The organism is Citrobacter sp. Cf072 (genome assembly GCF_030334485.1).
In the GTDB taxonomy this organism is placed as follows: Bacteria; Pseudomonadota; Gammaproteobacteria; order Enterobacterales; family Enterobacteriaceae; genus Citrobacter; species Citrobacter freundii.
Genome location: NZ_JAOWDX010000045.1, coordinates 267,557 through 293,013, shown reverse-complemented (window position 1 = coordinate 293,013; position 25,457 = coordinate 267,557). Strand labels below are relative to the sequence as shown.

Sequence of the window (25,457 nt, the reverse complement as noted above, 5' to 3'; positions counted from 1 at the left end):
TCACGATCACAAATTTCGTTTTATTTCATTTTGTATCATTGCTCTTTCGATTTCTTTCCTATAGATTTTAATCAATCGACAAGATGAACAAGTGAAACGAAACGAAAGATAGCGACATTCTCGCCAGCGTCTTATGTGGAATTTACAAGACTAAGGACTTAAGTTATGCCAGAAACCTATACCCCTGTTACCGCGGTAACGGGCACCTGGACCGAAGAAGAGATCCGTCAACAACCTGCCAGTTGGATCCGTTCCCTTACGAATATCGACAACATTCGCTCTGCCATTGACAGCTTTCTCGCACCATTACTGCGCAAAAACGATCTGCGGATCATACTGACCGGGGCCGGAACATCCGCATTCATTGGCGACATCATCGCCCCCTGGCTGGCAAGCTATACCGGTAAAAACATCAGCGCTGTGCCAACCACCGATCTGGTCACTAATCCGATGGATTACCTGAATCCCGCACATCCGCTGCTGCTCATTTCTTTCGCTCGCTCAGGAAACAGCCCTGAAAGCGTTGCGGCAGTGGAACTGGCTAATCAGTTTGTACCTGAGTGCTATCACCTGCCAATTACCTGCAACGAAGCAGGTAGCCTCTATCAAAACGCAGTCGCAAGCGACAATGCCTTTGCTCTGTTGATGCCCGCAGAGACACATGACCGTGGTTTCGCCATGACCAGCAGCATTACCACCATGATGGCCAGCTGCCTGGCAGTATTCGCCCCGGAAAAAATCAACAGTCAGACCTTCCGCGACGTGGCCGATCGGTGCCAGGCGATTCTGACTTCACTGGGTGATTTCAGCGACGGCGTATTTGGCAATGAACCCTGGAAACGGATCGTTTACCTCGGTAGCGGTGGATTACAGGGAGCTGCGCGGGAATCGGCACTGAAAGTCCTGGAACTGACAGCAGGCAAACTGGCCGCATTCTATGACTCCCCTACAGGCTTTCGTCACGGTCCAAAGTCGCTGGTTGATAACGAAACTCTGGTAGTGGTCTTTGTTTCCAGCCATCCCTATACACGTCAATACGATCTCGATCTGCTGGCAGAGTTACGCCGCGATCGGCAGGCATTGCGGGTTGTCGCGATTGCCGCACAAACCCATGAGGCGATTGAAGCTGGCCCACATATTCTGCTGCCACCAGCACGCTCTTTCATCGATATGGAATTGGCATTCTGCTTCCTGATCTACGCCCAGGTCTTTGCTTTGACGCAATCCATCAATATCGGCAATACACCGGATACGCCTTCTGCCAGCGGCACTGTGAACCGCGTTGTACAGGGCGTTGTTATTCATCCCTGGAACGCCTAAAAGGATCGTTTTATGAGCATTATTTCCACGAAATACCTCCTGCTGGATGCCCAAAAAAAGGGTTATGCCGTACCCGCCTTTAACATTCATAACGCCGAGACGATCCAGGCGATCCTTGAGGTGTGCTATGAAATGCAATCGCCGGTGATCCTTGCCGGAACACCGGGCACCTTTAAGCATATCGCGCTGGAAGAGATCTACGCGCTGTGCAGCGCTTATTCCACCAGCTACGGTATACCGCTGGCGCTGCACCTTGATCACCATGAGTCGCTGGACGATATCCGTCGTAAAGTGAATGCAGGAGTGCGCAGCGCAATGATCGACGGCAGCCACTTTCCATTTGAAGAAAACGTGAAGCTGGTGAAATCCGTTGTGGATTTTTGCCATGCCAAAGATTGCAGCGTGGAAGCTGAGCTGGGTCGCCTCGGTGGCGTAGAAGATGATATGAGCGTGGATGCAGAAAGCGCCTTCCTCACCGATCCACAAGAAGCTAAACGGTTTGTTGAGCGTACTGGCGTAGATAGCCTTGCAGTTGCCATCGGCACAGCACACGGTTTATATACCAAAACGCCCAAGATCGATTTCCAGCGGCTGGGTGAAATTCGTGAGGTCGTCGACGTTCCCCTGGTTTTACATGGCGCAAGCGATGTTCCTGACGAATACGTCCGCCGCACGATCGAGCTTGGCGTTTGCAAAGTTAACGTCGCTACTGAACTGAAAATCGCTTTTGCCGATGCGGTCAAGGCGTGGTTTGCGGAGAATCCGCAGGGCAACGATCCTCGCTATTACATGCGGGTCGGTATGGATGCGATGAAAGAAGTGGTGCGTAGCAAAATCACTGTATGCGGGTCAGCAAACAAATTGGTGGCTACCTGCGAATTATCGTGACCGTCGTTAGATTTCAATTTTTATTCACGAGTGCTATCTGCGTAATATCAGGTAGTGCTCATTGTTCAAATAAAATAGATGTATGATTTTTAAATCACGCTGAATAAATTTATGAATTTGATGGTGCAACAATAATATATTTCAATAATCTATGTCATTCAATCTTTTTATGGTGAGGATTTAAATATGAGCAGTCCAAATATTCTATTAACCCGCATTGATAACAGATTAGTCCATGGGCAGGTTGGCGTGACATGGACATCAACAATTGGTGCTAACTTGTTAGTCGTTGTTGATGATGACGTTGCTCAGGATGAGATTCAGCAAAAATTAATGGGTATCACTGCCGAAACCTACGGTTTTGGCATCCGCTTTTTTTCCATAGAAAAAACCATCAACGTTATCGGTAAGGCCGCACCACATCAGAAAATCTTCCTGATTTGCCGGACGCCACAAACGGTAAGAAGATTGCTTGAAGGCGGTATTAAACTGAACGACATCAACGTAGGCAATATGCATTTTTCTGAAGGCAAAAAACAAATCAGTAGCAAAGTTTATGTTAACGATCAGGATCTTGAAAATCTTCAGTTTATTAAGAAACAAGGCGTTAATATTTTTATTCAGGATGTCCCTGGTGATCAAAAAGAACAGATTCCTGAGTAAGGAATAAATCAGATTTTTCATAATAAAAGGATTTATTTGAGGTATCCGACATGCATGAAATAACACTACTTCAGGGTATATCCCTGGCTGCATTAGTCTTCTTCCTTGGAATAGATTTTTGGCTGGAAGCCTTGTTTTTATTCCGGCCAATCATTGTATGTACGCTAACCGGCGCTATTCTCGGCGATATTCATATTGGCCTGATAACAGGTGGTCTGACAGAACTGGCTTTTGCCGGTTTGACACCTGCAGGTGGTGTACAGCCACCTAATCCAATCATGGCTGGTTTAATGACCACGGTAATCGCATGGTCTACCGATGTGGATGCTAAAACAGCTATCGGTCTTGGCTTACCTTTCAGCCTCTTGATGCAGTACGTCATATTGTTCTTTTACTCAGCCTTCTCATTGTTCATGGCAAAAGCCGATAATTGTGCGAAAGAAGCAAACACAGGCGCATTTACGCGTCTGAACTGGCTGACAACGCTGATTGTTGCTTCTTCTTACGCCATCATCGCCTTCCTGTGTACGTATCTGGCACAAGGTGCTATGCAGTCACTGGTAAAAGCCATGCCCGCCTGGTTAACACATGGATTTGAAGTGGCCGGGGGAATTTTGCCCGCAGTCGGTTTTGGTTTGTTGCTCCGCGTGATGTTCAAAGCACAGTACATTCCATACCTGATTGCTGGCTTCCTTTTCGTTTGCTACATCCAGGTTAATAACCTTCTGCCCGTCGCCGTATTAGGCGCAGGCTTCGCCGTATATGAGTTTTTCAATGCGAAAGCCAAACAGCAGGCTCAACCTCAGCCTGTCACCAATAAGAACAATGAAGAAGAGGACTACAGCAATGGGATCTGAAATCAGTAAAAAAGACATTACTCGCCTGGGGTTTCGATCATCCCTTCTTCAGGCTAGCTTTAACTATGAGAGGATGCAGGCGGGAGGTTTTACCTGGGCGATGCTCCCGATCCTGAGAAAAATCTATAAAGATGATAAAGCCGGTCTGAGCGCGGCGATGAAAGATCATTTGGAATTTATCAATACCCACCCAAACCTGGTTGGCTTCCTGATGGGACTACTAATCTCAATGGAAGAGAAGGGAGAAAATCGCGACACGATTAAGGGCTTGAAAGTGGCGTTGTTCGGACCCATCGCCGGGATCGGCGATGCCATTTTCTGGTTCACCTTGCTGCCCATTATGGCGGGGATCTGCTCCTCTTTCGCCAGTCAGGGGAACATCCTGGGGCCAATTCTGTTTTTCGCCGTTTATTTGATGATCTTTTTTCTGCGTGTCGGCTGGACGCACGTTGGTTATTCGGTCGGGGTTAAGGCTATCGATAAAGTGCGGGAAAACTCGCAGATGATCGCCCGCTCAGCAACGATCCTCGGGATAACCGTTATCGGTGGGCTCATCGCCTCCTATGTGCATATCAATGTTGTAACTTCCTTCGCGATCGACAGTACCCACAGCGTGGCGTTACAACAGGATTTTTTCGATAAAGTATTTCCGAATATTTTACCGATGGGCTACACGCTGCTGATGTACTACCTTTTGCGGGTGAAAAAAGCACATCCAGTATTGTTAATCGGCGTAACGTTTGTACTGTCAATTATCTCGTCAGCACTTGGCATTCTTTAAACGAAAAGAGGATGAAGCGGCCTGCAACATCCTCCTTCAAAAGGACTCGAAAAATGCAATATACCCAGTACTGCGACAATTATGACGTATTGAGCGATCGCGCCAGCGAGCAGTTAATTACGCTGATTCAAAAGAAGCCTGATGCCACCATCTGTCTGGCAACAGGAGGCACGCCGCTTCTCACCTATCGCTACTTTGTCGAGAAAATTAACCAGCGTCAGATCAATATTGAGCAGGTAGTTTTCGTAAAACTGGATGAGTGGGTTGGCATTCCCCTGAACTCTCCAGCAACGTGCGAATATTTCCTGCAACAACACATCGTTCAACCATTGGGTTTACGAGCAGAACAGCTGGTCGGTTTTCAATCTGAAAATGTTAACGAGCAGGAATGCGAACGCATCACAGAGATTATTGCCAGCCGGGGCGGCCTCGATTTATGTCTGCTCGGAATCGGCAAAAATGGCCATTTGGGGTTGAATGAACCCGCGGAGTTACTGGAACCGTTTTGCCATATCAGCGTACTTGATGAGAAAACGCGCCATCATGACATGTTAAAAACGGCCGCTAATCCTGTAACTCGCGGCATTACGCTCGGGCTGAAGGACATTCTGAATGCAAAAGAGATCTTGTTGCTGATAGCAGGTGAAGGGAAGCATGATGCGGTAGAAAAATACCTGGCGGCCACCGTTACAACAGCCATTCCTGCTTCATTTTTATGGCTACACTGCAATGTGAGTTGCCTGATTGACGGCTCACAATACTCTGATAAATAAAATTTACAGCACCCGCCACATCCCTCCTTTCGTCGAGCCAACACGTTGCAGTTTACCTTTTAGCTGCAACGCTTTCAGATAGCGTTCAACTGTTCGGGGTGAGATTTCACACTCATCAGCGATACTTTTGGCGGTTCTGCCAGGCTGATTCGACAAGATTCGTAGAATGCGCTTTTCCATATCCAGTAAATCAGACGGCATTTCTTCCGACATTTCTTCCGACATTTCTTCCGACAGGGTCGATGATTGTCCTAATCCCTCTTGCAAAGCAGAGATAATGTTTTCCAGAATAAATTCTATAAATAGCGTGCAGCTGCTTTGCCGATCGCACACTCCTAGCACCTGGTAATAGCGATCCTGCTGGTAGTGGATCAGCGTTTCCACCGGCAACCAGGCTAATTCTGAACGCCACTCACTCAGGATTAATGTCTGCCACAATCGCCCCATCCGTCCATTGCCGTCGGCAAAAGGATGAATAAATTCGAACTCATAATGGAATACAGCACCAGCGATAAGCGGGTGAAGTTCTGTCGTTTTTAACCAGTCCAGTAAGTCATTCATCAAGCGAAGAACTTGTGAGACCGTCGGGGCCATATGAATCAGCTGTTTTTCCCTGTAAACACCGACATTGCCAGATCGCAATTGGTCCGGGTTATCGACAAGCCCCATCATCAGGACTTGATGTGCCTGTAAAAGATCGGAGAGTTTTTCACTTTTCCACTCCGACATTTTTTCGTATGCCAGAATCGCATTTCTGACTTCCTGTATATCTTTAGCCGGAGCCAAAATACGCTTACCGTCCATCAGGGCTGTAACCTGATCCGTCGTCAACGAATTATGCTCAATCGCTAAAGAAGCCTGGATAGTACGAATACGGTTCTCTTTGCGCAAAAGAGGAGATATTCTGCCCGCCATCGCCGCCCAATGCCCCATCAGCTCACCAATCTCAATGACTTGATTGAGGATCAATGGCGTAACGGTAAAAGGCGGTTGGTAGGTGCTCACGTCTATTCTCCCTGCTGTTCCAGTGCGTGCTTATACAGTGCATTCTTTTTCACGCCGTGGATTTCAGCGGCCAGCGCGGCGGCCTTTTTCAGCGGCAGTTCTGCCTGTAATAAAGCCAACGTACGCAGCGCATCGGCAGGGAGATCGTCTTCCTGCGCTTTATGCCCTTCGACAATCAGCACCATTTCACCTTTACGACGGTTTTCATCTTCCTTGACCCACGCAAGCAGTTCGCCGACCGGTGCGCCGTGAATGGTTTCCCAGGTTTTGGTCAGCTCGCGCGCCAGCACCACGTAACGGGATTCGCCCCAGACGGCAACCATGTCTTCCAGGCTATCCAGCAAGCGGTGGGTAGATTCATAAAAAATAAGCGTACGCGGCTCTGCCTCAATGGCTTTCATCGCATCACGACGCCCTTTCGATTTGGCAGGCAGAAAACCTTCATAGCAAAAGCGGTCTGAAGGCAAACCAGCAGCGCTTAGGGCAGCAATCGCCGCGCAAGGGCCCGGCAGAGGAACAACGCGGATCCCCGCTTCGCGACAGGTGCGCACCAGATGGTAGCCAGGATCGTTAATCAACGGCGTTCCGGCATCGGAAACCAGCGCAATGTTTTGCCCTTCTTTGAGCTTCGCCACCAGCGTTTCCGCTTTTTGTTGCTCATTGTGATCGTGTAACGCGAACAAACGGGCGTTAATCGCGAAATGTTGTAACAATAATCCTGTATGACGAGTGTCTTCAGCGGCAATCAAATCAACGGCTTGTAAAACTTCGAGCGCTCGTTGGGTAATATCAGCCAAATTTCCTATAGGAGTAGGTACAATAAAGAGTTGGCCTTGAGAATTATCCGCCGATTCGTGTTGTTTCATTGTGTCGTCCGTATTGCCGATTTAATATTGAGCATTGAGTAAAAAAATATCACTGGATACAGTATGGTACCCTCAACATTTTCTCCTTTGAAAGCCGCGCGCGCGCTACCAGTCATTCTGGCAGCACTGATTTTCGCAGGCTGTGGCACCCAGGCGCCAGACCAGAGTGCAGCCCATATGCAGGGCACTGCGCAGGCTGATTCCGGCTTTTATCTGCAACAAATGCAGCAAAGCTCAGATGATAGCAAGACCAACTGGCAATTACTCGCCATTCGTGCACTGCTGAAAGAAGGCAAGAGCCAGCAGGCTAGCGAGCTGTTCAACCAGCTGCCGCAGAAACTAAACGACACTCAGCGTCGTGAGCAGTCTCTGCTGGCCGTCGAGATCAAGCTCGCACAGAAAGATATCGCTGGCGCTCAGGCCCTGCTGGATAAACTCACTCCTGCCGATTTCGATCAAAACCAGCAGGCCAGATACTGGCAGGCGCAAATCGACGTCAACCAGGGTCGCCCATCGTTGACACTACTGCGCGCGCTGATCGCCCAGGAACCGCTGCTGGCCGCGAATGCTAAGCAGAAAAACATCGATGCCACCTGGCAGGCGCTGTCATCCATGACCCAGGAGCAAGCACAGGCACTGGTCATCAATGCGGATGAAAACGTGCTGCAAGGCTGGTTAGATCTCCAGCGCGTCTGGTTCGATAACCGTAACGATCCAGACATGATGAAAGCGGGTATTGCTGACTGGCAGAAACGTTATCCGCAAAACCCGGGCGCAAAAATACTGCCAACGCAGTTGGTTAACGTCCAGAGCTTTAAGCCCGCCTCCACCAGCAAAATTGCGCTGCTGCTGCCGCTGAACGGTCAGGCCGCTGTATTTGGCCGGACTATTCAGCAAGGCTTTGAAGCGGCAAAAAATATGGGTACTCAACCCGTAGCGGCCCCTGCTGTAGCTGCGCCTGCTGTGGATACAACAGCTGCGACGACCACGGAACAGCCGCAAACGACTGACGGCGTTGCCAGCCCTTCTCAGGCGTCAGTAAGCGATCTGACCAACGAGACGCCAGCTCAGCCAGAAACACCTGCTGCGCAGCCCGCAGCACCCGCTCAGCCAACAACCGCCAGCGCACCGGCGAATCCATCAGCAGAGCTGAAAATCTACGACACTTCATCACAGCCTCTGAACCAAATCCTGACTCAGGTTCAGCAGGATGGTGCCAGCATCGTGGTTGGCCCACTGCTGAAGAATAATGTTGAAGAGCTGATGAAAAGCAATACGCCATTAAACGTGCTGGCACTTAATCAGCCGGAATCGGTGAAAAACCTGCCGAACGTCTGCTACTTCGCTTTGTCGCCAGAAGATGAAGCGCGCGACGCCGCGCGTCACATCCGCGATCAAGGAAAACAGACGCCGCTGTTGTTGATCCCTCGGAGTTCATTAGGCGATCGCGTTGCCAACGCCTTTGCACAGGAATGGCAAAAGCTGGGCGGCGGCGTAGTGTTGCAGCAGAAGTTTGGCTCCACCGCCGAGCTGAAAATGGGCGTAAATGGCGGCTCGGGAATTTCCCTGACGGGCAGCCCGGTAGCCTCCTCTGTACCTGCGCAACCTGGCGTGACGATTGGCGGCCTGACGATTCCGGCTGCGCCCACCGATGCGCAGATCACCGGCGGCAGCGGCCGTGTTGATGCAGTGTATATTTTGGCGACGCCGGAAGAAATTGCCTTTATTAAGCCGATGATCGCTATGCGCAACGGCAGCCAGAGCGGAGCGACGCTGTACGCCAGCTCCCGTAGCGCGCAGGGAACTGCTGGCCCGGATTTCCGTCTGGAGATGGAAGGCTTGCAGTACAGCGAAATACCGATGCTGGCAGGTGCTAACGCTCCTCTCATGCAGCAGGCGCTTGGCGCGGTTCGTAACGACTACTCACTGGCACGTATGTATGCGATGGGCGTCGATGCCTGGTCACTTGCCAACCACTTCTCGCAAATGCGTCAGGTACAGGGTTTCGAAATTAACGGCAACACCGGGGCCTTAACCGCAACGCCGGATTGTGTGATTAACAGGAAGTTATCATGGCTCAAATACCAGCAAGGACAAGTCGTCCCCGCCAGTTAACGAGTAAACAGACCGGTGACGCGTGGGAATCCACCGCGCGTGACTGGCTGCAAAGCAAGGGACTGCATTTTATCGCCGCCAACGTGCGTGAACGTGGCGGCGAAATCGACCTGATAATGCGTGAAGGCAGCACCACCGTCTTTGTTGAAGTCCGCTATCGGCGCTCGGCCCAGTTTGGCGGCGCAGCGGCGAGTGTGACCCGGAGCAAACAACACAAATTATTACAGACCGCCCGCTTGTGGCTTGCGCGCCACAATGGGAGTTTTGATACTGTGGATTGCCGGTTCGATGTGTTAGCCTTCACCGGAAATGATGTTGAGTGGTTTAAGGACGCGTTCAACGACCGCTCATAGTTGAAGATTCAGAGCCTGGTTCTTAAGGATTAGCGTGTTAGATAGAATTAAAGTCTGCTTTACTGAAAGCATTCAAACTCAGATAGCTGCGGCTGAAGCACTTCCGGATGCGATCTCCCGTGCCGCCATGACGCTGGTTCAGTCCCTGCTCAATGGCAACAAAATTCTCTGTTGTGGTAATGGGACGTCCGCTGCCAACGCACAGCATTTTGCTGCCAGCATGATCAATCGTTTTGAAACAGAACGCCCAAGTTTACCTGCGATTGCACTAAATACTGATAATGTGGTCTTAACTGCGATTGCCAACGATCGCCTGCACGATGAAGTTTATGCAAAACAAGTCCGTGCGCTGGGACATGCAGGAGATGTTCTGCTGGCAATCTCTACGCGTGGTAATAGCCGCGATATCGTAAAAGCCGTTGAAGCCGCCGTGACACGCGACATGACAATCGTCGCACTGACCGGGTATGACGGAGGGGAACTGGCCGGATTACTGGGGCCGCAGGATGTTGAAATCCGTATCCCCTCACACCACAGCGCCCGCGTTCAGGAAATGCACATGCTGACGGTCAACTGCCTTTGCGATCTCATCGATAACACGCTTTTCCCTCACCAGGATGATTAAGGAGTACACATGAAGGCATTTTCGCCGCTTGCTGTGATTATCGCTGCACTGCTGCTGCAAGGCTGTGTCGCTGCTGCCGTTGTCGGAACTGCTGCTGTCGGCACCAAAGCCGCGACGGATCCTCGCAGCGTCGGCACCCAGGTAGATGATGGAACCCTGGAATTACGCGTCAATACGGCGTTGTCGAAAGATGCCCAGATCAAGAAAGAGGCGCGAATCAACGTGAGCGCATATCAGGGTAAAGTGCTGCTGGTCGGTCAGTCGCCAAATAGCGAACTGTCTGCACGAGCAAAACAAATTGCGATGGGCGTAGAAGGTACGACTGAGGTCTTTAATGAGATCCGTCAGGGCCAGCCAATCGGTCTGGGCGATGCGTCCAACGATACCTGGATAACCACCAAAGTACGTTCCCAGTTACTGACCAGCGATCAGGTGAAATCCTCTAACGTGAAAGTCACGACCGAGAATGGAGAAGTGTTCCTGTTAGGTCTGGTGACCGAACGCGAAGCGAAGGCGGCGGCAGACATCGCCAGCCGGGTAAGCGGCGTGAAACGCGTCACGACGGCCTTTACGTTTATTAAGTAATACTGATGCCGGATAGCGACGCCTGAGCGTCTTATCCGGCCTACAGGACGTTATCGTTTGTAGGTCGGATAAGCGTCAGCGCCATCCGGCATTTTATTTAGCCCTTTCGCGTAACTCGGAAGAGGTCAGGATCGAAACCCCTTCATGCCCAGGCGCCAGCGCTTCTGCCAACATTGCCCGCGCAACATCGCGCGCTTCAATCGACTTCCAGTTACCCGGCAGCAGCCTGAACAACGGCGCTAAAAACATCTCATTCGCCCGCTGTTTGTCCCTATCACCCAGTAGCATTGAAGGCCGGGCAATGGTCAGCCGAGGCCAATTCTGCGCAATCAGCGCCTGCTCCATTTCACCTTTAACCCGGTTATAAAAAAACGGTGAATTGGCATTAGCGCCCATCGAACTCACCACCAGCATATGCTGTGCCCCCAGCCGACGCCCCGTCAGAGCTGTATCCACTACCAGCGTATAGTCAGCGTGGATAAATGCTTCTTTGCTGCCCGCTTCACGTCGGGTCGTTCCCAGACAACAAAAGACAATATCGACCGGATCGGTAACCTGCGCCAGAGCATCGGTTAGCTGCGGATCGTGGGGATTATAGATGCCAACCGTATCAGCCAGCGGTCGACGCGTCGGCGCCGTAATGGCATTGATCCGGGGTTCATTCAGTAGCATCCGCAATAAATGTCCACCCACCAGACCCGTTGCACCGGTTATTAACACCTGACTCATCGTTTATTTTCCCCTGACGCTTCAATCACTCTTTTAACTATAGATCACGTAGCCAGTGCATCTTTTTACCGAAGCCCAGCGTGTTGTCCGTGAATTTGACTTCATCCAGTCGAATCTCCCACACGGGCGCTGGCAACATTCTGGCGACAGGGAAACGGCGGTTGTAGGCGTTACGCGCGGCTTCACTCTCCAGCCCTTCAAGACGGCGAATCTCACCCTTAAACTGCACGCCACGAATCAGGGCGACCGTTTTGGGCTGCCCATTTACCGTGCCGGCAATCGGCGCGCGCGGCCCGGACATTTGCGCATGGCGCGTTTTATCTTCGGTCAGCACATAGAATGCCATCTTCTGCGCATCAAACAGGTAAAACGCATTGGCGCACCACAATTCACCTTCATGGTGTACGCACCAGGTCACGACGTGCTGTTTTGCCAGCCAGCGAGACACCGCAGTCAGTGTTTCCATTTCTGTTCTCTTTTATACTGTAGGCCTGAAAATTATCACGTCGATGGTGACAATGACACCCTGGTATCTGTACCTGATCCGTACCGCTGACAACGCCTTATACACCGGAATAACCACCGATGTGCAGCGCCGCTATAAGCAGCATCAAAGTGGGAAAGGCGCGAAGGCGCTACGTGGAAAGGGGGAACTCACGTTGGCATTTGCGGCGCAAGTTGGCGACCGTTCGCTGGCCCTGCGCATAGAGTATCGCGTCAAACAGCTCACAAAGCGTCAGAAAGAGCGCCTTGTAGAAGGCGAAGGGCTTGAGGCTGTACTGAGCAGCCTGCAAGCCCCGGATGTTAAAAACGATTGAAGTGGTCGTGGTATTCCACCAGGCCCGTCACGCCCTCCAGCGCATCGTCCGCCAGGCGATGAACCTGGAACGCGCTTTCGGTGCCCGGCCAGCGGCAACGCAGGTCATGATGCGCTGCCAGCTCAAAGCCAAAGCGGCTGTACAGTGCCGGATCGCCCAGCGTAACCACCGCGGCGTAGCCAAACTCGTTCAGGGAATCGAGTCCTTCATAGACCAGTTGACGCGCCAGGCCCTGCCCCCGGTAGTTTTCATCCACCGCGAGCGGCGCCATGCCGACCCATTGCAGATCTTCACCCTGAACATCGACAGGACTGAACGCGACGTAACCCACTACCTGACCTTCATCATCGGTAGCAACCAAACCCAACGTTAAGAAACCATCTTCACGCAGGTCGTGGACTAATTTTGCTTCCGCATCGCTCTCAAATGAACGGCGCAGCAACGCATCAATACCAGGGGCATCAATGGGAATCTCAACTCGAATCAGCATGGCTCACCTACCGAGGTCTGTTTGGTTTCTGGCGACGTTTTCATCCCCGCCTCAACAAAATCCGCCAACTGCATCAGCATGACGCGCAACGCTTTAGGCATCTGCTCCAGTTCGATGGCATCCATCAGATTTTTTACGTATAGCCCTAATTCTGTATCACCTTCAATCACCAGGCGACGCTGGAAGAAAAGCGTATCCGGATCCTGCTTGCGGGCCACGATCATCAGGAGATCGCTGGCATCGGCGCTAAAACTCACATCCGCATCTGCATTCTGGCTGACGATAAGTTTATCGTTCTCAACAGAGGTATACCATTTGAGGTCAATGTCACGCACATGAATGCTCAGCCAGCGACCTTCGAGAAACTCCAGCTCCCCATCGGCCAGCGCCTGACTAAACTGCCAGCTCAGGACCTGCTCCAGAACCTGGCGCTTCAGCGCAAAGGGCGTCAGTTTAACCGGTACACTCATCAGAGAAGGACCTAAATGTACTAAGCGTGAACGCAGTTTATCCAACACGAGCTTTACTCCCTGTTTCAATAGTCCTGCTATTTTGCCATATCAAATAAACGACATAGCGGCATAAATCAACAATTCGCTACGAAATTGTTACCTCTTTATTGGTGTCACCAATACGACTTTAACTGCCTCAAATCAAAAATTGTCTCAGCAAGGTTAACTAAAATCCCTCTTCGTTAACATTTCTGCGCCCTACATGGCGCAACGTTCAGGATAAATTATGGAGCTGCTCTGCCCTGCCGGAAACCTCCCGGCGCTTAAGGCGGCCATCGAGAACGGCGCTGATGCTGTCTACATCGGGCTGAAAGATGATACCAACGCCCGTCATTTCGCCGGCCTTAATTTTACCGAGAAAAAATTGCAGGAAGCGGTGAGTTTCGTTCATCAACATCGCCGTAAGCTGCACATTGCGATTAACACCTTTGCGCACCCGGATGGTTACGCACGCTGGCAGCGTGCCGTTGATATGGCAGCGCAACTGGGTGCAGACGCGCTGATCCTCGCCGACCTCGCCATGCTTGAGTATGCCGCAGAGCGCTACCCGCATATTGAGCGCCATGTCTCTGTTCAGGCATCTGCAACCAATGAAGAGGCGATTAATTTCTACCATCGCAACTTTGACGTCGCCCGCGTGGTTCTGCCGCGCGTGCTGTCTATTCATCAGGTGAAGCAACTTGCTCGCGTCACACCAGTTCCCCTAGAAGTGTTCGCCTTTGGCAGCTTGTGCATTATGGCGGAAGGCCGTTGCTATCTTTCGTCTTACCTGACGGGCGAATCTCCTAATACCGTCGGTGCCTGCTCCCCTGCCCGTTTTGTGCGCTGGCAGCAGACCCCACAGGGTCTGGAATCTCGCCTGAACGAAGTGCTGATTGATCGCTACCAGGATGGCGAAAACGCCGGGTATCCAACGCTGTGTAAAGGGCGCTACCTGGTGGATGGCGAGCGCTACCATGCGCTGGAAGAACCCACCAGCCTCAACACGCTCGAACTGCTGCCGGAACTGCTGGCTGCCAATATTGCCTCGGTGAAAATCGAAGGTCGCCAGCGCAGCCCGGCTTACGTTAGCCAGGTGGCGAAAGTGTGGCGTCAGGCAATCGACCGCTGTATGGCCGACCCGCAAAACTACGTCCCGCAGGCCGCGTGGATGGAAACGCTCGGTTCAATGTCCGAAGGCACGCAGACCACGCTTGGCGCGTATCACCGTAAATGGCAGTGAGAAAAGCAATGAAATATTCATTAGGACCCGTGCTCTACTACTGGTCGAAAGAAACGCTGGAAGATTTTTACCAGCAGGCCGCCGCCAGTCATGCTGACGTTATCTATCTTGGCGAAGCAGTATGCAGCAAACGCCGTGCGACCAAAGTGGGCGACTGGTTGGATATGGCGAAGTCTCTCGCCGGTAGCGGTAAGCAGGTGGTGCTGTCGACGCTGGCGCTGGTGCAGGCTTCCTCTGAACTGGGAGAGCTGAAGCGCTATGTCGAAAACGGCGACTTCCTGTTGGAAGCCAGCGATCTCGGCGTGGTGAATATGTGCGCCGAGCGTAAGCTGCCGTTTGTCGCCGGGCACGCGCTCAACTGCTACAACGCCGTCACGCTGCGTATTCTGCTCAAGCAGGGCATGGTGCGCTGGTGTATGCCGGTTGAGCTGTCGCGCGACTGGCTGGTGAACCTGCTCAACCAGTGCGACGAACTGGGTATTCGCGACCAGTTTGAAACCGAAGTGCTGAGTTATGGGCATTTACCGCTGGCCTACTCTGCCCGCTGCTTTACCGCACGTTCCGAAGATAAGCCTAAAGACGAGTGCGAAACCTGCTGCATTAAATATCCCAACGGGCGTGATGTGCTGTCGCAGGAGAATCAGCAGGTCTTTGTGCTCAACGGGATCCAGACCATGAGCGGCTATGTCTACAACCTCGGTAACGAGCTGACATCCATGCAGGGGCTGGTTGATATTGTGCGCCTTTCCCCGCTGGGGACAGAGACATTCGCCATGCTTGACGCCTTCCGTGCCAATGAAAATGGCAGTGCTCCATTACCGCTTGCCGCCCACAGTGACTGCAACGGCTATTGGAAGCGACTGGCTGGTCTGGAGCTGCAGGCGTAAAAAAGCTCACTTTGTTAACAACGGTAATCAAATTTTAATGCAGTATTAAAAGATTAACCGGTAACAAAGTGAGCCGTTATGACTGACAAAACTATTCCGTTCTCGGTGCTGGATCTGGCACCGATCCCTGAAGGGTCTTCGGCAAAAGAGGCCTTCACGCACTCGCTTGATCTCGCCCGACTGGCCGAAAAGCGCGGCTACCACCGCTACTGGCTGGCAGAACATCACAACATGGTCGGTATCGCCAGCGCCGCAACTTCTGTGCTGATTGGCTATCTGGCTGCCAATACCACCACGCTGCATCTCGGGTCTGGCGGCGTGATGCTGCCCAACCATTCGCCGCTGGTGATCGCCGAGCAGTTCGGTACCCTGAATACGCTGTATCCGGGACGCATCGATCTTGGGCTTGGCCGCGCGCCGGGGAGCGATCAGCCAACGATGCGTGCGCTGCGCCGCCATATGAGCGGTGATATCGATAACTTCCCTCGCGACGTCGCTGAACTGGTGGACTGGTTCGACGCCCGCGATCCTAACCCCCATGTACGCCCGGTTCCCGGCTACGGCGAGCAGATCCCGGTCTGGTTATTAGGCTCCAGCCTGTACAGCGCACAGTTGGCGGCCCAGCTCGGCCTGCCGTTTGCCTTCGCCTCGCATTTTGCTCCGGATATGCTGCATCAGGCGCTGCATCTGTATCGCACCCAGTTCAAACCCTCTGCGCGGCTGGCAAAGCCGTATGCAATGGTGTGCATCAACATCATTGCCGCTGACAGCAATCGCGACGCCGAGTTTCTTTTCACCTCGATGCAGCAGGCGTTTATGAAACTGCGTCGTGGCGAAACGGGCCAGCTACCACCGCCGGTAGAGAATATGCATCAGCTGTGGTCCGCTTCAGAACAGTACGGCGTACAACAGGCGCTGAGCATGTCGCTGGTTGGTGATAAGGCAAAAGTGCGTCACGGTCTTGATGCCATTTTGCGTGAAACCCAGGCCAATGAAATTATGGTTAACGGCCAGATTTTTGATCATCAGGCACGTCTACATTCGTTTGATTTGGCGATGGATGTGAAGCAGGAATTGTTGGGGTAGCGCGGTTTGTGCCTGATGGCGGCTACGCCTTATCCGGCCTACACGGTACTGTAGGCCCGGTAAGCGTAGCGCTACCGGGCAACGGTTTTACTGATAGACCGGTAACAGATCCACGCTCGACAGAATATGGATAACCGCGTTGCCGATACCGAACACCAGGATCAGCGCAATCATCGGCTTACCGCCCCAGACACGGAATTTCGGGCTACCGAAACGCTCGCGGGATTTACGGGCCAGCAGCGCCGGAACAATGGCAGCCCAGATGGTTGCCGCGAGTCCTGCATAACCAATGGCATACAGGAAACCGTTCGGCCATAGCAGGCCACCGATAATTGGCGGGACAAACGTCAGCAATGCCGTTTTGAAACGTCCCACTGCTGAGTCATCAAAGCCAAACAGATCCGCCAGATAGTCAAACAGACCGAGCGTAACGCCGAGGAATGAACTCGCCACCGCAAAGTTGGAGAACACCACCAGCAGCAGATCCAGACTGCGGCTGTTTAGTACGCCGCTCAGCGCCTGTACCAGCACATCAATGTTACCGCCCTGTTGCGCGATACCGATAAACTCTGGACGCGGAATGTTGCCCATCGTTCCCAGCAACCATACGGTATATAGCACCAGCGCCAGCAACGTGCCGTACACCAGACACTTAACGATGGTCTTCGGATCTTTGCCGTAGTACTTCATCAGGCTCGGGACGTTGCCGTGATAGCCGAATGAAGCCAGACAAAACGGCAGCGTCATCAGCAGATACGGTGTATACGAAGCATTGCTTTGTGCCACGTTAAACAGCGTAGTGGGCGTAACATGTCCCAGCAGACTGCCGAAGGTCAGGAAAAAGGTAATCACCTTTGCGCCCAGCACAATCGCCGTCATGCGGCTAACCGCTTTGGTGCTTAACCACACCACAAATGCCACCAGCAGCGCAAAGCCAAGACCTGCCGCGCGCGCCGGAACATTCAGCGACATCTCGGAGAAGGTGTGATGCAGAATCGACCCGCTCGCTGAGATATAGGCGTAAGTCAGGATATAGAGAACGAAGGCGATCGAGATGCCGTTCACTACGTTCCAACCTTTACCCAGCAGATCTTTCGTGATGGTGTCAAAACTGGAGCCAATGCGGTAATTGAGGTTAGCTTCAAGGATCATCAGCCCGGAGTGCAGCATGCAGAACCAGGTGAAGATCAGCGCCGCCATTGACCAGAAAAACCACGCCCCGGACATGACCACTGGCAGAGAAAACATCCCCGCGCCAATAATGGTGCCGCCGATAATCACCACGCCGCCGAGCAGCGAAGGTGACGTTTGGGTGGTGGTTAGTGTTGCCATTTAGCCATCTCTCCAGTCATTTATATTGTGACTACATCTCAATGTGCCGCACTGTACCAGTACACGAGTACAAATGAAATAAAAAAAGCCCCGATTGTTGAGATCGGGGCTGTATATATTACTTTACGCAGCGAAACTTATGCGTCACCGCCGAAACGACGACGACCAGCGGAGTCATCACGACGCGGAGCAGAAGAATCGTCACGACGCGGACCACGATTGCCTTCACGACGTTCGCCGCTAAAACGACGACCATCACCACGACCGCCTTCACGACGTTCACCGCTAAAGCCACGACCTTCACCGCGACCACCTTCACGACGCTCACCGCTGAAACGTCCACCGCCACGACGCTCACCACCGGTGTGCGGAACTGCATCGCCAACCAACTGCATGTTCATCGGCTTGTTCAGGATGCGAGTACGGGTAAAGTGCTGCAGCACGTCGCCCGGCATACCTTTCGGCAGCTCGATGGTGGAGTGGGAAGCAAACAGCTTGATGTTACCGATGTAACGGCTGCTGATATCGCCTTCGTTAGCAATCGCGCCAACGATATGACGAACTTCAACACCGTCATCACGGCCCACTTCAATGCGGTACAGCTGCATGTCACCAACGTCACGACGTTCACGACGCGGACGATCTTCACCACCACGGTCATTACGGTCACGAGGGCCACGATCGTTACGATCGCGCGGACCACGGTCATCACGATCGCGGAATTCGCGTTTCGGACGCATTGGTGCATCTGGCGGCAGGATCAGCGGACGTTCGCCCTGAGCCATTTTCAGCAGTGCGGCTGCCAGCGTTTCGATATCCAGCTCTTCTTCCGGCTGCATTTTCGCCAGCAGAGCACGGTACTGATCCAGATCGCTGCTTTCCAGCTGCTGCTGTACTTTAGCGGCGAATTTTTCCAGACGGCGTTTGCCCAGCAGTTCTGCGTTCGGCAGTTCTACTTCCGGAATCGTCAGCTTCATGGTGCGTTCGATGTTACGCAGCAGACGACGCTCACGGTTCTCAACGAACAGCAGCGCACGGCCAGCACGACCCGCACGACCGGTACGGCCGATACGGTGAACGTAAGACTCGGAATCCATCGGGATGTCGTAGTTAACAACCAGGCTGATACGCTCAACGTCCAGGCCACGGGCCGCAACGTCGGTAGCAATCAGGATATCCAGGCGGCCATCTTTCAGACGTTCCAGAGTCTGCTCACGCAGGGACTGGTTCATGTCGCCGTTCAGTGCAGCGCTGCTATAACCGCTACGCTCCAGCGCTTCTGCCACTTCCAGGGTCGCATTTTTGGTACGAACGAAGATAATCGCCGCATCAAAATCTTCTGCTTCCAGGAAACGCACCAGCGCTTCATTTTTACGCATGCCCCACACAGTCCAGTAGCTCTGGCTGATGTCAGGACGGGTGGTAACGCTGGACTGAATGCGTACTTCCTGCGGCTCTTTCATAAAGCGACGGGTAATACGACGAATCGCTTCCGGCATGGTTGCAGAGAACAGAGCGGTCTGATGACCTTCCGGGATCTGCGCCATGATGGTTTCAACGTCTTCGATGAAGCCCATACGCAGCATTTCGTCAGCTTCGTCCAGTACCAGACCGCTCAGTTTGGAGAGGTCCAGAGTACCGCGCTTCAGGTGATCCAGCAGACGGCCCGGCGTACCGACGACGATCTGTGGTCCCTGACGCAGGGCACGTAATTGCACGTCATAACGCTGGCCGCCGTACAGGGCAACCACATTCACGCCGCGCATGTGTTTAGAGAAATCCGTCATGGCTTCTGCTACCTGAACCGCCAGTTCGCGGGTCGGTGCCAGCACCAGAATCTGAGGTGCCTTCAGCTCAGGATCAAGATTGTTGAGCAGCGGTAAAGAGAACGCTGCAGTTTTGCCGCTACCTGTCTGGGCCATACCCAGAACATCGCGGCCGCCCAGCAGATGCGGAATGCACTCTGCCTGGATTGGAGATGGTTTTTCGTAACCCAGATCGTTAAGGGCTTCAAGGATAGGAGCCTTCAGGCCCAGATCTGCAAAAGTGGTTTCGAATTCAGCCATGTAGTACGTGTGCCTCAAAATTAATGGCGGCCAGTCTACATAACTCATCATGAAATTGATCTGCAATTTTCATTGAAAAGTGTGAACCGGCTCAAAGTAGGTGTATTAACGAACAACAACGCCCTCACCCGTGAAGGTGATGGCAATCAAAAAAGATTACGGGCTGATGTGTACGTCAGCTATTGCTGGTCCGATTCTGCCAGGTCATCTTGGTCCTGGCCCAGGAGCGATAATTCCAACAATGCGTATCGGTGCTCAACAAAGTTATGAACGTTGTTAGCCACCGCCAGTTTGAACAATGCCGTAGCGTTGTCCAAATCCCCCAGACTTAGGTAGTACTTACCTAAATAGAAGTTGGTTTCACTGAGATGCTCAGCGAGCGAGGTGTTATCCGTTGCGTCCGCCTTCAGGCGTTCCATCAGCGTTGCTTCGCTAATGTTGCCCAGGTAGAACTCGACAATGTTCCATCCCCATTGCTCTTTATCCGATTTCTCAAAGCGTTGCTTCAACGCTTCTTTCGCCTGCTTCTCATCGAGCTTCTGCTCGGCAAGATAAAGCCACAGACTACGGAAAGGATCATTGGGATCGTCTTGATAAAACGCTAGCAGATCATCTTGCGCTAACTTGTCGCGACCGCCGTAATACAATGCGATACCGCGATTTAAGTGCGCGTAGTTGTAAGTTGGATCAAGCTCAAGTACAGAATCAAACGCTTCATAGGCAGCATCAAAATTGCCTGCCTGCGTTAAATATATACCTAAGTAATTGAATACTTCAGGCATATCTGGTCGGATTGCCAGCGCTTGTGAAAAATCATTTCGCGCCAGTGCCCTCAGACCGAGACTATCATACAACACTCCGCGCTCATATAAAAGCTGTGCGCGTTCGTCATCGGTTAAAGCCCGACTGGCAAGAATTTGTTCCATACGTGCCAGAATCACTTCCTGCTGCAAAGTCGGTTGCAATGGTACTGCGAGGACTTCACTCTTTCGCCAGGCGGAATTACTGCATCCAGCCAGCGTGAGTGCTGTCGCAACGAAACACCAGCGCAAAAAAGGCTTCATTTCCCACTCCCGAAGACAACGATTGAATGAACGTCCAGGTTCCCCGGTTGCTAACAAGGCATCCTGCCGGGTTAAAGGCCCTCCGCTTTCACGGAGGGCAATGGCAACCTTACTCGCCCTGGCTTGCCGGAGCTTCCGGTTCGCCTGCAGGCTGAGACTGCTCAGTTGCTTCTTTAATGCTCAGACGTACACGGCCCTGGCGATCAACTTCCAGAACTTTGACCGGTACTTCCTGGCCCATCTGCAGGTAGTCGGTCACTTTCTCAACGCGCTTATCAGCGATCTGAGAGATGTGTACCAGACCTTCTTTACCGCCACCGATGGCAACGAATGCGCCAAAGTCAACGATACGGGTCACTTTACCATTGTAGATACGGCCTACTTCGATCTCTGCGGTGATCTCTTCGATACGACGGATAGCATATTTCGCTTTTTCGCCGTCGGTCGCAGCAATCTTCACGGTACCATCATCTTCGATTTCAATGGTGGTGCCGGTTTCTTCGGTCAGAGCACGGATAACAGAACCGCCTTTACCGATAACGTCTTTGATCTTGTCCGGGCTGATCTTGATGGTGTGGATACGCGGAGCAAATTCAGAGATATCGCCACGCGGGGCGTTGATCGCTTGTTCCATCACACCCAGGATGTGCAGACGCGCACCTTTAGCCTGGTTCAGAGCAACCTGCATGATCTCTTTGGTGATACCTTCAATTTTGATATCCATCTGCAGTGCAGAGATACCGTCGCGGGAACCCGCCACTTTGAAGTCCATATCGCCCAGGTGGTCTTCGTCGCCCAGGATGTCAGACAGAACAACAAAGTTGTCGCCTTCTTTCACCAGACCCATCGCGATACCCGCAACGGCGGCTTTGATCGGCACGCCTGCGTCCATCAGCGCCAGGGAAGCACCACATACGGAAGCCATGGAAGAAGAACCGTTAGATTCGGTGATTTCAGAAACCACACGCACGGTGTACGGGAATTTATCCAGTTCCGGCATTACTGCCAGTACGCCACGTTTCGCCAGACGGCCGTGACCAATCTCACGACGCTTCGGAGAACCGACCATACCGGTTTCACCTACGCAGTACGGAGGGAAGTTGTAGTGGAACAGGAAGTTGTCAGTGCGCTCGCCCATCAGTTCGTCAAGGTTCTGCGCATCACGAGTGGTGCCCAGGGTCGCAGTAACCAGCGCCTGAGTTTCGCCACGGGTGAACAGTGCGGAGCCGTGGGTACGCGGCAGAACGCCAGTACGCACGTCCAGACCACGGATCATGTCTTTTTCACGGCCATCGATGCGCGGCTCGCCTGCCAGTACGCGGCTACGAACAACGTTTTTCTCGATAGCGTGCAGGATTTCACCCAGTTCGTTAGCGTCCAGGGTTTCGTCTTCAGCCACCAGAGTCGCGATGGTTTCAGATTTGATTACGTCAACCTGAGCATAACGCTCTTGTTTGTCAGTGATGCGGTAAGCATCGCTCAGGCGAGCTTCTGCCAGTGCGGCAACGCGTGCGTTCAGCGCTTCGTTGACGGCTTCTGGCTGCCAGTCCCAACGCGGTTTGCCAGCTTCTTTCGCCAGCTCGTTGATAGCCTGAATCACAACCTGCTGCTGTTCGTGACCGAACACAACAGCACCCAGCATCTGATCTTCGCTCAGCAGTTCTGCTTCGGATTCAACCATCAGTACGGCAGCTTCAGTACCCGCAACAACCAGGTCCAGCTTGCTTTCTTTCAGTTCGTCCTGAGTCGGGTTCAGTACGTACTGGTCATTGATGTAACCAACACGTGCAGCACCGATCGGGCCGTTGAATGGAATACCAGACAGAGTCAGCGCAGCAGATGCACCAATCATTGCCACGATGTCCGGGTTAACCTGCGGGTTAACGGAAACAACGGTCGCGATAACCTGAACTTCGTTAACGAAGCCTTCCGGGAACAGAGGGCGAACTGGGCGGTCAATCAGACGCGCGATCAGGGTTTCGCCTTCGCTCGGACGGCCTTCACGACGGAAGAAGCTACCCGGGATACGGCCAGCAGCGTAGGTACGCTCCTGATAGTTAACGGTCAGCGGGAAAAAGTCCTGGCCTGGTTTCGCTTTTTTCTGGCCAACAACGGTAACGAATACCGCGGTGTCATCCATGCTAACCATAACAGCGGCAGTCGCCTGACGCGCCATCATGCCGGTTTCCAGCGTAACGGTATGCTGACCGTACTGGAATTTACGAACGATCGGATTAAGCAAAATAATATCCTTTCTCTATTTTTTTGACGGCACATTTTGCGCCATCGTTAATACCCGATCTTCTGCGCATCCTCGCGACTAATGACAACCCTAACCCATAAGCATGAGTAAAGCCTCTCATTAGCCGCGCGAACCTCTGCAACGGAAGATCATTCATAGCAACAATACATTAGTTTCCAGCGAATTGCTGCCATCTGCTGGAAAAAAGGGGCCATGAAGGCCCCCTCTTTCTGAAACTTGAAAGAATTAGCGACGCAGACCCAGACGCTCGATCAGCGCGGTGTAACGTGCAACATCTTTACGTTTCAGGTAGTCGAGCAGTTTACGACGCTGAGAAACCATGCGCAGCAGACCACGACGGCTGTGGTGATCTTTTTTGTGCTCTGCAAAGTGGCCCTGCAGGTGGTTAATCTGTGCAGTCAACAGTGCAACCTGAACATCGGTAGAACCGGTGTCGTTTGCATCACGACCAAACTCAGAAACGATTTTAGCGGTAGCTTCAGTACTTAGAGACATTTTAAAACTCCAAAGTGTTAAGAATGAAAGGATGCCGATCTCTAATTCAGCTATCCCAGTGTATACACTTTATCCTTCAAACTGACTCTGCGTTGGCTGCGTCCGCTCACCTCAGTCACTTACCTAAGTAAGCTCCTGAGGATTCTCAGACTTGCCGCCTTGATGCAGCTCGAATGATTTTGTGTATACGTCGCGTAGATTGTTAAACAATTTACGCGACGTTAAGCGGCAGTATTCTACTCGCAGCGCCCTTTTATCGCAAGACAGAGAGCGCTATGCAGGATACTCAACCACCAAGCGACGGGGGGCGACACGACCTTCATCGTCCATCTCCCCCATGCCGATAAACTTGCCGTCATCGCCTTCCGTCACGCGGACCAGCCCTTCCAGCGGCGCACCTGACGTCCGTACCGGGTTACCATTTTTAAAGTAAACCGAGGATGTTAAAGGCAAATTAACAACAGGATAGTCCGATGCTGGACTGTCCATTGGCATCAGCAAAGGATCAAGCAGCTGTGCCGCCGGAATGTTCTGCTGCTCGGCCTGTTCAACCAGCTCACGCAGATGTTCCAGCGTCACCATTCGATCCACCGGATACTTGCTGACCGTCAAACGACGCAGATACGTGACGTGCGCGCCGCAGCCCAACTTCTCACCGAGATCGTCAACAATGGTGCGAATATAGGTGCCTTTGGAACAGTGAACTTCCAGCTCCAGTTCGTTACCTTCGTGACGGATAAACAGCAGCTCATAGACGGTAATCGGTCGCGCTTCACGCGGCACTTCAATACCCTGACGCGCATATTCGTACAGCTTCTTACCCTGATACTTCAGCGCCGAATACATTGACGGGATCTGCTCGATATCGCCGCGGAAAGTTTCCAGCGCGCTCGCCAGTTGTTCTGCGGTGAAGGTTACCGGACGTTCCTGCACGATTTGCCCATCGGCATCGGAAGTGTCTGTACGCTGGCCCAGACGGGCAACCACACGATAGCGTTTGTCAGAATCCAGCAAATACTGTGAAAACTTAGTCGCTTCACCGAGGCAGATTGGCAGCATGCCTGTCGCCAGCGGATCCAGTGCGCCGGTATGTCCTGCGCGATTGGCATTGTAGATGCGTTTTACTTTTTGCAGTACATCATTGCTGGACATGCCCTGCGGCTTATCCAGCAGCAGGACACCGTGAATGTCGCGACCACGACGACGAGGACGACTCATCAGTCCTCCTTGCTGTCGTCCGCTGGGTTCACACGACGCTCATCGTCATGTTTCACCACGCTGGTCACCAGGTTGGACATGCGCATCCCTTCAACCAACGAGTTGTCGTAGAAGAAGGTCAGCTCAGGCACGATACGCAGACGCATGGCTTTACCCAGCAGAGAACGGATAAAACCAGAGGCTTCCTGCAGTGCCTTGATGCCGTTTTTCACAGCAGCTTCGTCCTGATCGTTGAGGAAAGTCACGAATACTTTGGCATATGCCAGATCACGAGACATCTCAACACCCGATACGGTGGTCATCATGCCAACACGCGGGTCTTTGATTTCGCGTTGCAGGATAAGTGCGATCTCTTTCTGCATCTCTTGCGCGACACGCTGCGGGCGACCAAATTCTTTCGCCATAATAAATTCTCCAGAATAAAGACAAAAAAGGGGCTATCAG

At 52.5% G+C, this 25,457-nt stretch carries 28 protein-coding genes; 14 read left to right on the top strand and 14 right to left on the bottom strand.

Going from position 1 to position 25,457, the window contains the following annotated elements:
* Nucleotides 1–165 precede the first annotated feature (165 nt).
* The 6 genes from OGX66_RS13745 (at nucleotide 166) to OGX66_RS13720 (ending at nucleotide 5,282) form a co-directional block, all read left to right on the top strand.
* Nucleotides 166–1,320: an AgaS family sugar isomerase gene (locus OGX66_RS13745; protein ID WP_003839993.1), complete on the top strand. Its 1,155-nt coding sequence runs from the start codon at nucleotides 166–168 to the stop codon at nucleotides 1,318–1,320.
* Between the two features lie 12 nt (nucleotides 1,321–1,332).
* On the top strand, nucleotides 1,333–2,208 hold the full coding sequence (gene kbaY / locus OGX66_RS13740) for a tagatose-bisphosphate aldolase subunit KbaY (protein WP_049015901.1): 876 nt from the start codon (nucleotides 1,333–1,335) through the stop codon (nucleotides 2,206–2,208).
* 186 nt (nucleotides 2,209–2,394) lie between these two features.
* Nucleotides 2,395–2,871, top strand: coding sequence for a PTS galactosamine transporter subunit IIB (agaB, locus tag OGX66_RS13735; RefSeq protein ID WP_088903023.1), 477 nt, complete (start codon nucleotides 2,395–2,397; stop codon nucleotides 2,869–2,871).
* 50 nt (nucleotides 2,872–2,921) lie between these two features.
* Nucleotides 2,922–3,728: a PTS galactosamine transporter subunit IIC gene (gene agaC / locus OGX66_RS13730; RefSeq protein WP_088903022.1), complete on the top strand. Its 807-nt coding sequence runs from the start codon at nucleotides 2,922–2,924 to the stop codon at nucleotides 3,726–3,728.
* On the top strand, nucleotides 3,718–4,509 hold the full coding sequence (agaD, locus tag OGX66_RS13725; protein ID WP_005131762.1) for a PTS galactosamine transporter subunit IID: 792 nt from the start codon (nucleotides 3,718–3,720) through the stop codon (nucleotides 4,507–4,509). The genes agaC and agaD overlap by 11 nt, the downstream gene beginning before the upstream one ends.
* Nucleotides 4,510–4,562: 53 nt before the next feature.
* Nucleotides 4,563–5,282, top strand: coding sequence for a galactosamine-6-phosphate isomerase (locus OGX66_RS13720; RefSeq protein ID WP_071684995.1), 720 nt, complete (start codon nucleotides 4,563–4,565; stop codon nucleotides 5,280–5,282).
* Between the two features lie 3 nt (nucleotides 5,283–5,285).
* Here the strand turns inward: OGX66_RS13720 and OGX66_RS13715 are convergent, their stop codons facing one another.
* Nucleotides 5,286–6,287: a Fic family protein gene (locus tag OGX66_RS13715; RefSeq protein WP_270933095.1), complete on the bottom strand. Its 1,002-nt coding sequence runs from the start codon at nucleotides 6,285–6,287 to the stop codon at nucleotides 5,286–5,288.
* A gap of 2 nt (nucleotides 6,288–6,289) precedes the next feature.
* Entirely contained in the window at nucleotides 6,290–7,153 is an 864-nt protein-coding gene (gene rsmI, locus OGX66_RS13710; RefSeq protein WP_003024942.1) for a 16S rRNA (cytidine(1402)-2'-O)-methyltransferase, read from the bottom strand.
* Nucleotides 7,154–7,216: 63 nt separating this feature from the next.
* Here rsmI and OGX66_RS13705 point away from each other — a divergent pair, with 63 nt between their 5' ends.
* From OGX66_RS13705 to dolP, 4 genes are read left to right on the top strand one after another with little or no spacing between them, the layout of a single operon-like run.
* On the top strand, nucleotides 7,217–9,268 hold the full coding sequence (locus OGX66_RS13705) for a penicillin-binding protein activator (RefSeq protein ID WP_286511662.1): 2,052 nt from the start codon (nucleotides 7,217–7,219) through the stop codon (nucleotides 9,266–9,268).
* Nucleotides 9,226–9,621: a YraN family protein gene (locus tag OGX66_RS13700; RefSeq protein WP_003024946.1), complete on the top strand. Its 396-nt coding sequence runs from the start codon at nucleotides 9,226–9,228 to the stop codon at nucleotides 9,619–9,621. The genes OGX66_RS13705 and OGX66_RS13700 overlap by 43 nt, the downstream gene beginning before the upstream one ends.
* Nucleotides 9,622–9,655: 34 nt before the next feature.
* A complete protein-coding gene (gene diaA / locus OGX66_RS13695; protein WP_003024948.1) occupies nucleotides 9,656–10,246 on the top strand; it encodes a DnaA initiator-associating protein DiaA in 591 nt (196 codons plus the stop codon).
* A gap of 9 nt (nucleotides 10,247–10,255) precedes the next feature.
* Complete coding sequence (gene dolP / locus OGX66_RS13690; protein ID WP_003024954.1) at nucleotides 10,256–10,831, top strand: division/outer membrane stress-associated lipid-binding lipoprotein; 576 nt, start codon at nucleotides 10,256–10,258, stop codon at nucleotides 10,829–10,831.
* Nucleotides 10,832–10,924: 93 nt separating this feature from the next.
* On the opposite strand, the gene OGX66_RS13685 is transcribed toward dolP, so the two are convergent.
* On the bottom strand, nucleotides 10,925–11,560 hold the full coding sequence (locus OGX66_RS13685; protein WP_003024957.1) for an NAD(P)H-binding protein: 636 nt from the start codon (nucleotides 11,558–11,560) through the stop codon (nucleotides 10,925–10,927).
* 37 nt (nucleotides 11,561–11,597) lie between these two features.
* On the bottom strand, nucleotides 11,598–12,026 hold the full coding sequence (locus OGX66_RS13680) for a YhbP family protein (RefSeq protein ID WP_044714511.1): 429 nt from the start codon (nucleotides 12,024–12,026) through the stop codon (nucleotides 11,598–11,600).
* 43 nt (nucleotides 12,027–12,069) lie between these two features.
* Here OGX66_RS13680 and OGX66_RS13675 point away from each other — a divergent pair, with 43 nt between their 5' ends.
* Nucleotides 12,070–12,378, top strand: coding sequence for a GIY-YIG nuclease family protein (locus tag OGX66_RS13675; RefSeq protein ID WP_088903019.1), 309 nt, complete (start codon nucleotides 12,070–12,072; stop codon nucleotides 12,376–12,378).
* Here the strand turns inward: OGX66_RS13675 and OGX66_RS13670 are convergent.
* Complete coding sequence (locus OGX66_RS13670) at nucleotides 12,365–12,868, bottom strand: GNAT family N-acetyltransferase (protein WP_003024966.1); 504 nt, start codon at nucleotides 12,866–12,868, stop codon at nucleotides 12,365–12,367. The two genes, OGX66_RS13675 and OGX66_RS13670, sit on opposite strands and share 14 nt — an antisense overlap.
* Nucleotides 12,862–13,386, bottom strand: coding sequence for a ubiquinone anaerobic biosynthesis accessory factor UbiT (gene ubiT, locus OGX66_RS13665; RefSeq protein ID WP_003024968.1), 525 nt, complete (start codon nucleotides 13,384–13,386; stop codon nucleotides 12,862–12,864). Before ubiT ends, OGX66_RS13670 begins: the two co-directional genes overlap by 7 nt.
* Before the next feature lie 220 nt (nucleotides 13,387–13,606).
* Here ubiT and ubiU point away from each other — a divergent pair, with 220 nt between their 5' ends.
* From ubiU to OGX66_RS13650, 3 genes are all read left to right on the top strand, one after another.
* Nucleotides 13,607–14,602, top strand: coding sequence for a ubiquinone anaerobic biosynthesis protein UbiU (gene ubiU / locus OGX66_RS13660; protein ID WP_003839981.1), 996 nt, complete (start codon nucleotides 13,607–13,609; stop codon nucleotides 14,600–14,602).
* An 8-nt stretch (nucleotides 14,603–14,610) separates the two neighbouring features.
* Complete coding sequence (locus tag OGX66_RS13655; protein WP_003844853.1) at nucleotides 14,611–15,489, top strand: U32 family peptidase; 879 nt, start codon at nucleotides 14,611–14,613, stop codon at nucleotides 15,487–15,489.
* A gap of 78 nt (nucleotides 15,490–15,567) precedes the next feature.
* On the top strand, nucleotides 15,568–16,575 hold the full coding sequence (locus tag OGX66_RS13650; RefSeq protein ID WP_270933097.1) for a luciferase-like monooxygenase: 1,008 nt from the start codon (nucleotides 15,568–15,570) through the stop codon (nucleotides 16,573–16,575).
* An 87-nt stretch (nucleotides 16,576–16,662) separates the two neighbouring features.
* Here the strand turns inward: OGX66_RS13650 and mtr are convergent, their stop codons facing one another.
* The 8 genes from mtr to rbfA form a co-directional block, all read right to left on the bottom strand.
* Nucleotides 16,663–17,907, bottom strand: a complete 1,245-nt coding sequence (gene mtr / locus OGX66_RS13645; protein ID WP_054528824.1) for a tryptophan permease — start codon at nucleotides 17,905–17,907, stop codon at nucleotides 16,663–16,665.
* A 137-nt stretch (nucleotides 17,908–18,044) separates the two neighbouring features.
* On the bottom strand, nucleotides 18,045–19,973 hold the full coding sequence (locus OGX66_RS13640; protein WP_003839970.1) for a DEAD/DEAH family ATP-dependent RNA helicase: 1,929 nt from the start codon (nucleotides 19,971–19,973) through the stop codon (nucleotides 18,045–18,047).
* Nucleotides 19,966–20,046, bottom strand: a complete 81-nt coding sequence (gene yrbN, locus OGX66_RS13635) for a protein YrbN (RefSeq protein WP_010723222.1) — start codon at nucleotides 20,044–20,046, stop codon at nucleotides 19,966–19,968. The genes OGX66_RS13640 and yrbN overlap by 8 nt, the downstream gene beginning before the upstream one ends.
* A 106-nt stretch (nucleotides 20,047–20,152) precedes the next feature.
* Entirely contained in the window at nucleotides 20,153–21,037 is an 885-nt protein-coding gene (gene nlpI, locus OGX66_RS13630; protein WP_003024982.1) for a lipoprotein NlpI, read from the bottom strand.
* 109 nt (nucleotides 21,038–21,146) lie between these two features.
* The gene (gene pnp / locus OGX66_RS13625) at nucleotides 21,147–23,279 is read right to left on the bottom strand and encodes a polyribonucleotide nucleotidyltransferase (protein ID WP_003024984.1); all 2,133 of its coding nucleotides are present in this window, start codon (nucleotides 23,277–23,279) and stop codon (nucleotides 21,147–21,149) included.
* 246 nt (nucleotides 23,280–23,525) lie between these two features.
* Nucleotides 23,526–23,795, bottom strand: coding sequence for a 30S ribosomal protein S15 (gene rpsO / locus OGX66_RS13620; protein ID WP_000059465.1), 270 nt, complete (start codon nucleotides 23,793–23,795; stop codon nucleotides 23,526–23,528).
* A 273-nt stretch (nucleotides 23,796–24,068) separates the two neighbouring features.
* Complete coding sequence (gene truB / locus OGX66_RS13615) at nucleotides 24,069–25,013, bottom strand: tRNA pseudouridine(55) synthase TruB (RefSeq protein ID WP_003024986.1); 945 nt, start codon at nucleotides 25,011–25,013, stop codon at nucleotides 24,069–24,071.
* Nucleotides 25,013–25,417, bottom strand: coding sequence for a 30S ribosome-binding factor RbfA (gene rbfA / locus OGX66_RS13610; RefSeq protein ID WP_003024988.1), 405 nt, complete (start codon nucleotides 25,415–25,417; stop codon nucleotides 25,013–25,015). Before rbfA ends, truB begins: the two co-directional genes overlap by 1 nt.
* Between the last annotated feature and the right edge of the window lie 40 nt (nucleotides 25,418–25,457).

Bases quoted from the DNA above. Each gene is read 5' to 3' on its own strand.
- OGX66_RS13745 (WP_003839993.1), top strand. From the start codon at position 166: ATGCCAGAAACCTATACCCCTGTTACCGCGGTAACGGGCACCTGGACC.
- kbaY (WP_049015901.1), top strand. From the start codon at position 1,333: ATGAGCATTATTTCCACGAAATACCTCCTGCTGGATGCCCAAAAAAAG.
- agaB (WP_088903023.1), top strand. From the start codon at position 2,395: ATGAGCAGTCCAAATATTCTATTAACCCGCATTGATAACAGATTAGTC.
- agaC (WP_088903022.1), top strand. From the start codon at position 2,922: ATGCATGAAATAACACTACTTCAGGGTATATCCCTGGCTGCATTAGTC.
- agaD (WP_005131762.1), top strand. From the start codon at position 3,718: ATGGGATCTGAAATCAGTAAAAAAGACATTACTCGCCTGGGGTTTCGA.
- OGX66_RS13720 (WP_071684995.1), top strand. From the start codon at position 4,563: ATGCAATATACCCAGTACTGCGACAATTATGACGTATTGAGCGATCGC.
- rsmI (WP_003024942.1), bottom strand. From the start codon at position 7,153: ATGAAACAACACGAATCGGCGGATAATTCTCAAGGCCAACTCTTTATT.
- OGX66_RS13705 (WP_286511662.1), top strand. From the start codon at position 7,217: ATGGTACCCTCAACATTTTCTCCTTTGAAAGCCGCGCGCGCGCTACCA.
- OGX66_RS13700 (WP_003024946.1), top strand. From the start codon at position 9,226: ATGGCTCAAATACCAGCAAGGACAAGTCGTCCCCGCCAGTTAACGAGT.
- dolP (WP_003024954.1), top strand. From the start codon at position 10,256: ATGAAGGCATTTTCGCCGCTTGCTGTGATTATCGCTGCACTGCTGCTG.
- OGX66_RS13685 (WP_003024957.1), bottom strand. From the start codon at position 11,560: ATGAGTCAGGTGTTAATAACCGGTGCAACGGGTCTGGTGGGTGGACAT.
- OGX66_RS13680 (WP_044714511.1), bottom strand. From the start codon at position 12,026: ATGGAAACACTGACTGCGGTGTCTCGCTGGCTGGCAAAACAGCACGTC.
- OGX66_RS13675 (WP_088903019.1), top strand. From the start codon at position 12,070: ATGGTGACAATGACACCCTGGTATCTGTACCTGATCCGTACCGCTGAC.
- OGX66_RS13670 (WP_003024966.1), bottom strand. From the start codon at position 12,868: ATGCTGATTCGAGTTGAGATTCCCATTGATGCCCCTGGTATTGATGCG.
- ubiU (WP_003839981.1), top strand. From the start codon at position 13,607: ATGGAGCTGCTCTGCCCTGCCGGAAACCTCCCGGCGCTTAAGGCGGCC.
- OGX66_RS13655 (WP_003844853.1), top strand. From the start codon at position 14,611: ATGAAATATTCATTAGGACCCGTGCTCTACTACTGGTCGAAAGAAACG.
- OGX66_RS13650 (WP_270933097.1), top strand. From the start codon at position 15,568: ATGACTGACAAAACTATTCCGTTCTCGGTGCTGGATCTGGCACCGATC.
- mtr (WP_054528824.1), bottom strand. From the start codon at position 17,907: ATGGCAACACTAACCACCACCCAAACGTCACCTTCGCTGCTCGGCGGC.
- OGX66_RS13640 (WP_003839970.1), bottom strand. From the start codon at position 19,973: ATGGCTGAATTCGAAACCACTTTTGCAGATCTGGGCCTGAAGGCTCCT.
- yrbN (WP_010723222.1), bottom strand. From the start codon at position 20,046: ATGAAAATTGCAGATCAATTTCATGATGAGTTATGTAGACTGGCCGCC.
- nlpI (WP_003024982.1), bottom strand. From the start codon at position 21,037: ATGAAGCCTTTTTTGCGCTGGTGTTTCGTTGCGACAGCACTCACGCTG.
- rpsO (WP_000059465.1), bottom strand. From the start codon at position 23,795: ATGTCTCTAAGTACTGAAGCTACCGCTAAAATCGTTTCTGAGTTTGGT.
- truB (WP_003024986.1), bottom strand. From the start codon at position 25,013: ATGAGTCGTCCTCGTCGTCGTGGTCGCGACATTCACGGTGTCCTGCTG.
- rbfA (WP_003024988.1), bottom strand. From the start codon at position 25,417: ATGGCGAAAGAATTTGGTCGCCCGCAGCGTGTCGCGCAAGAGATGCAG.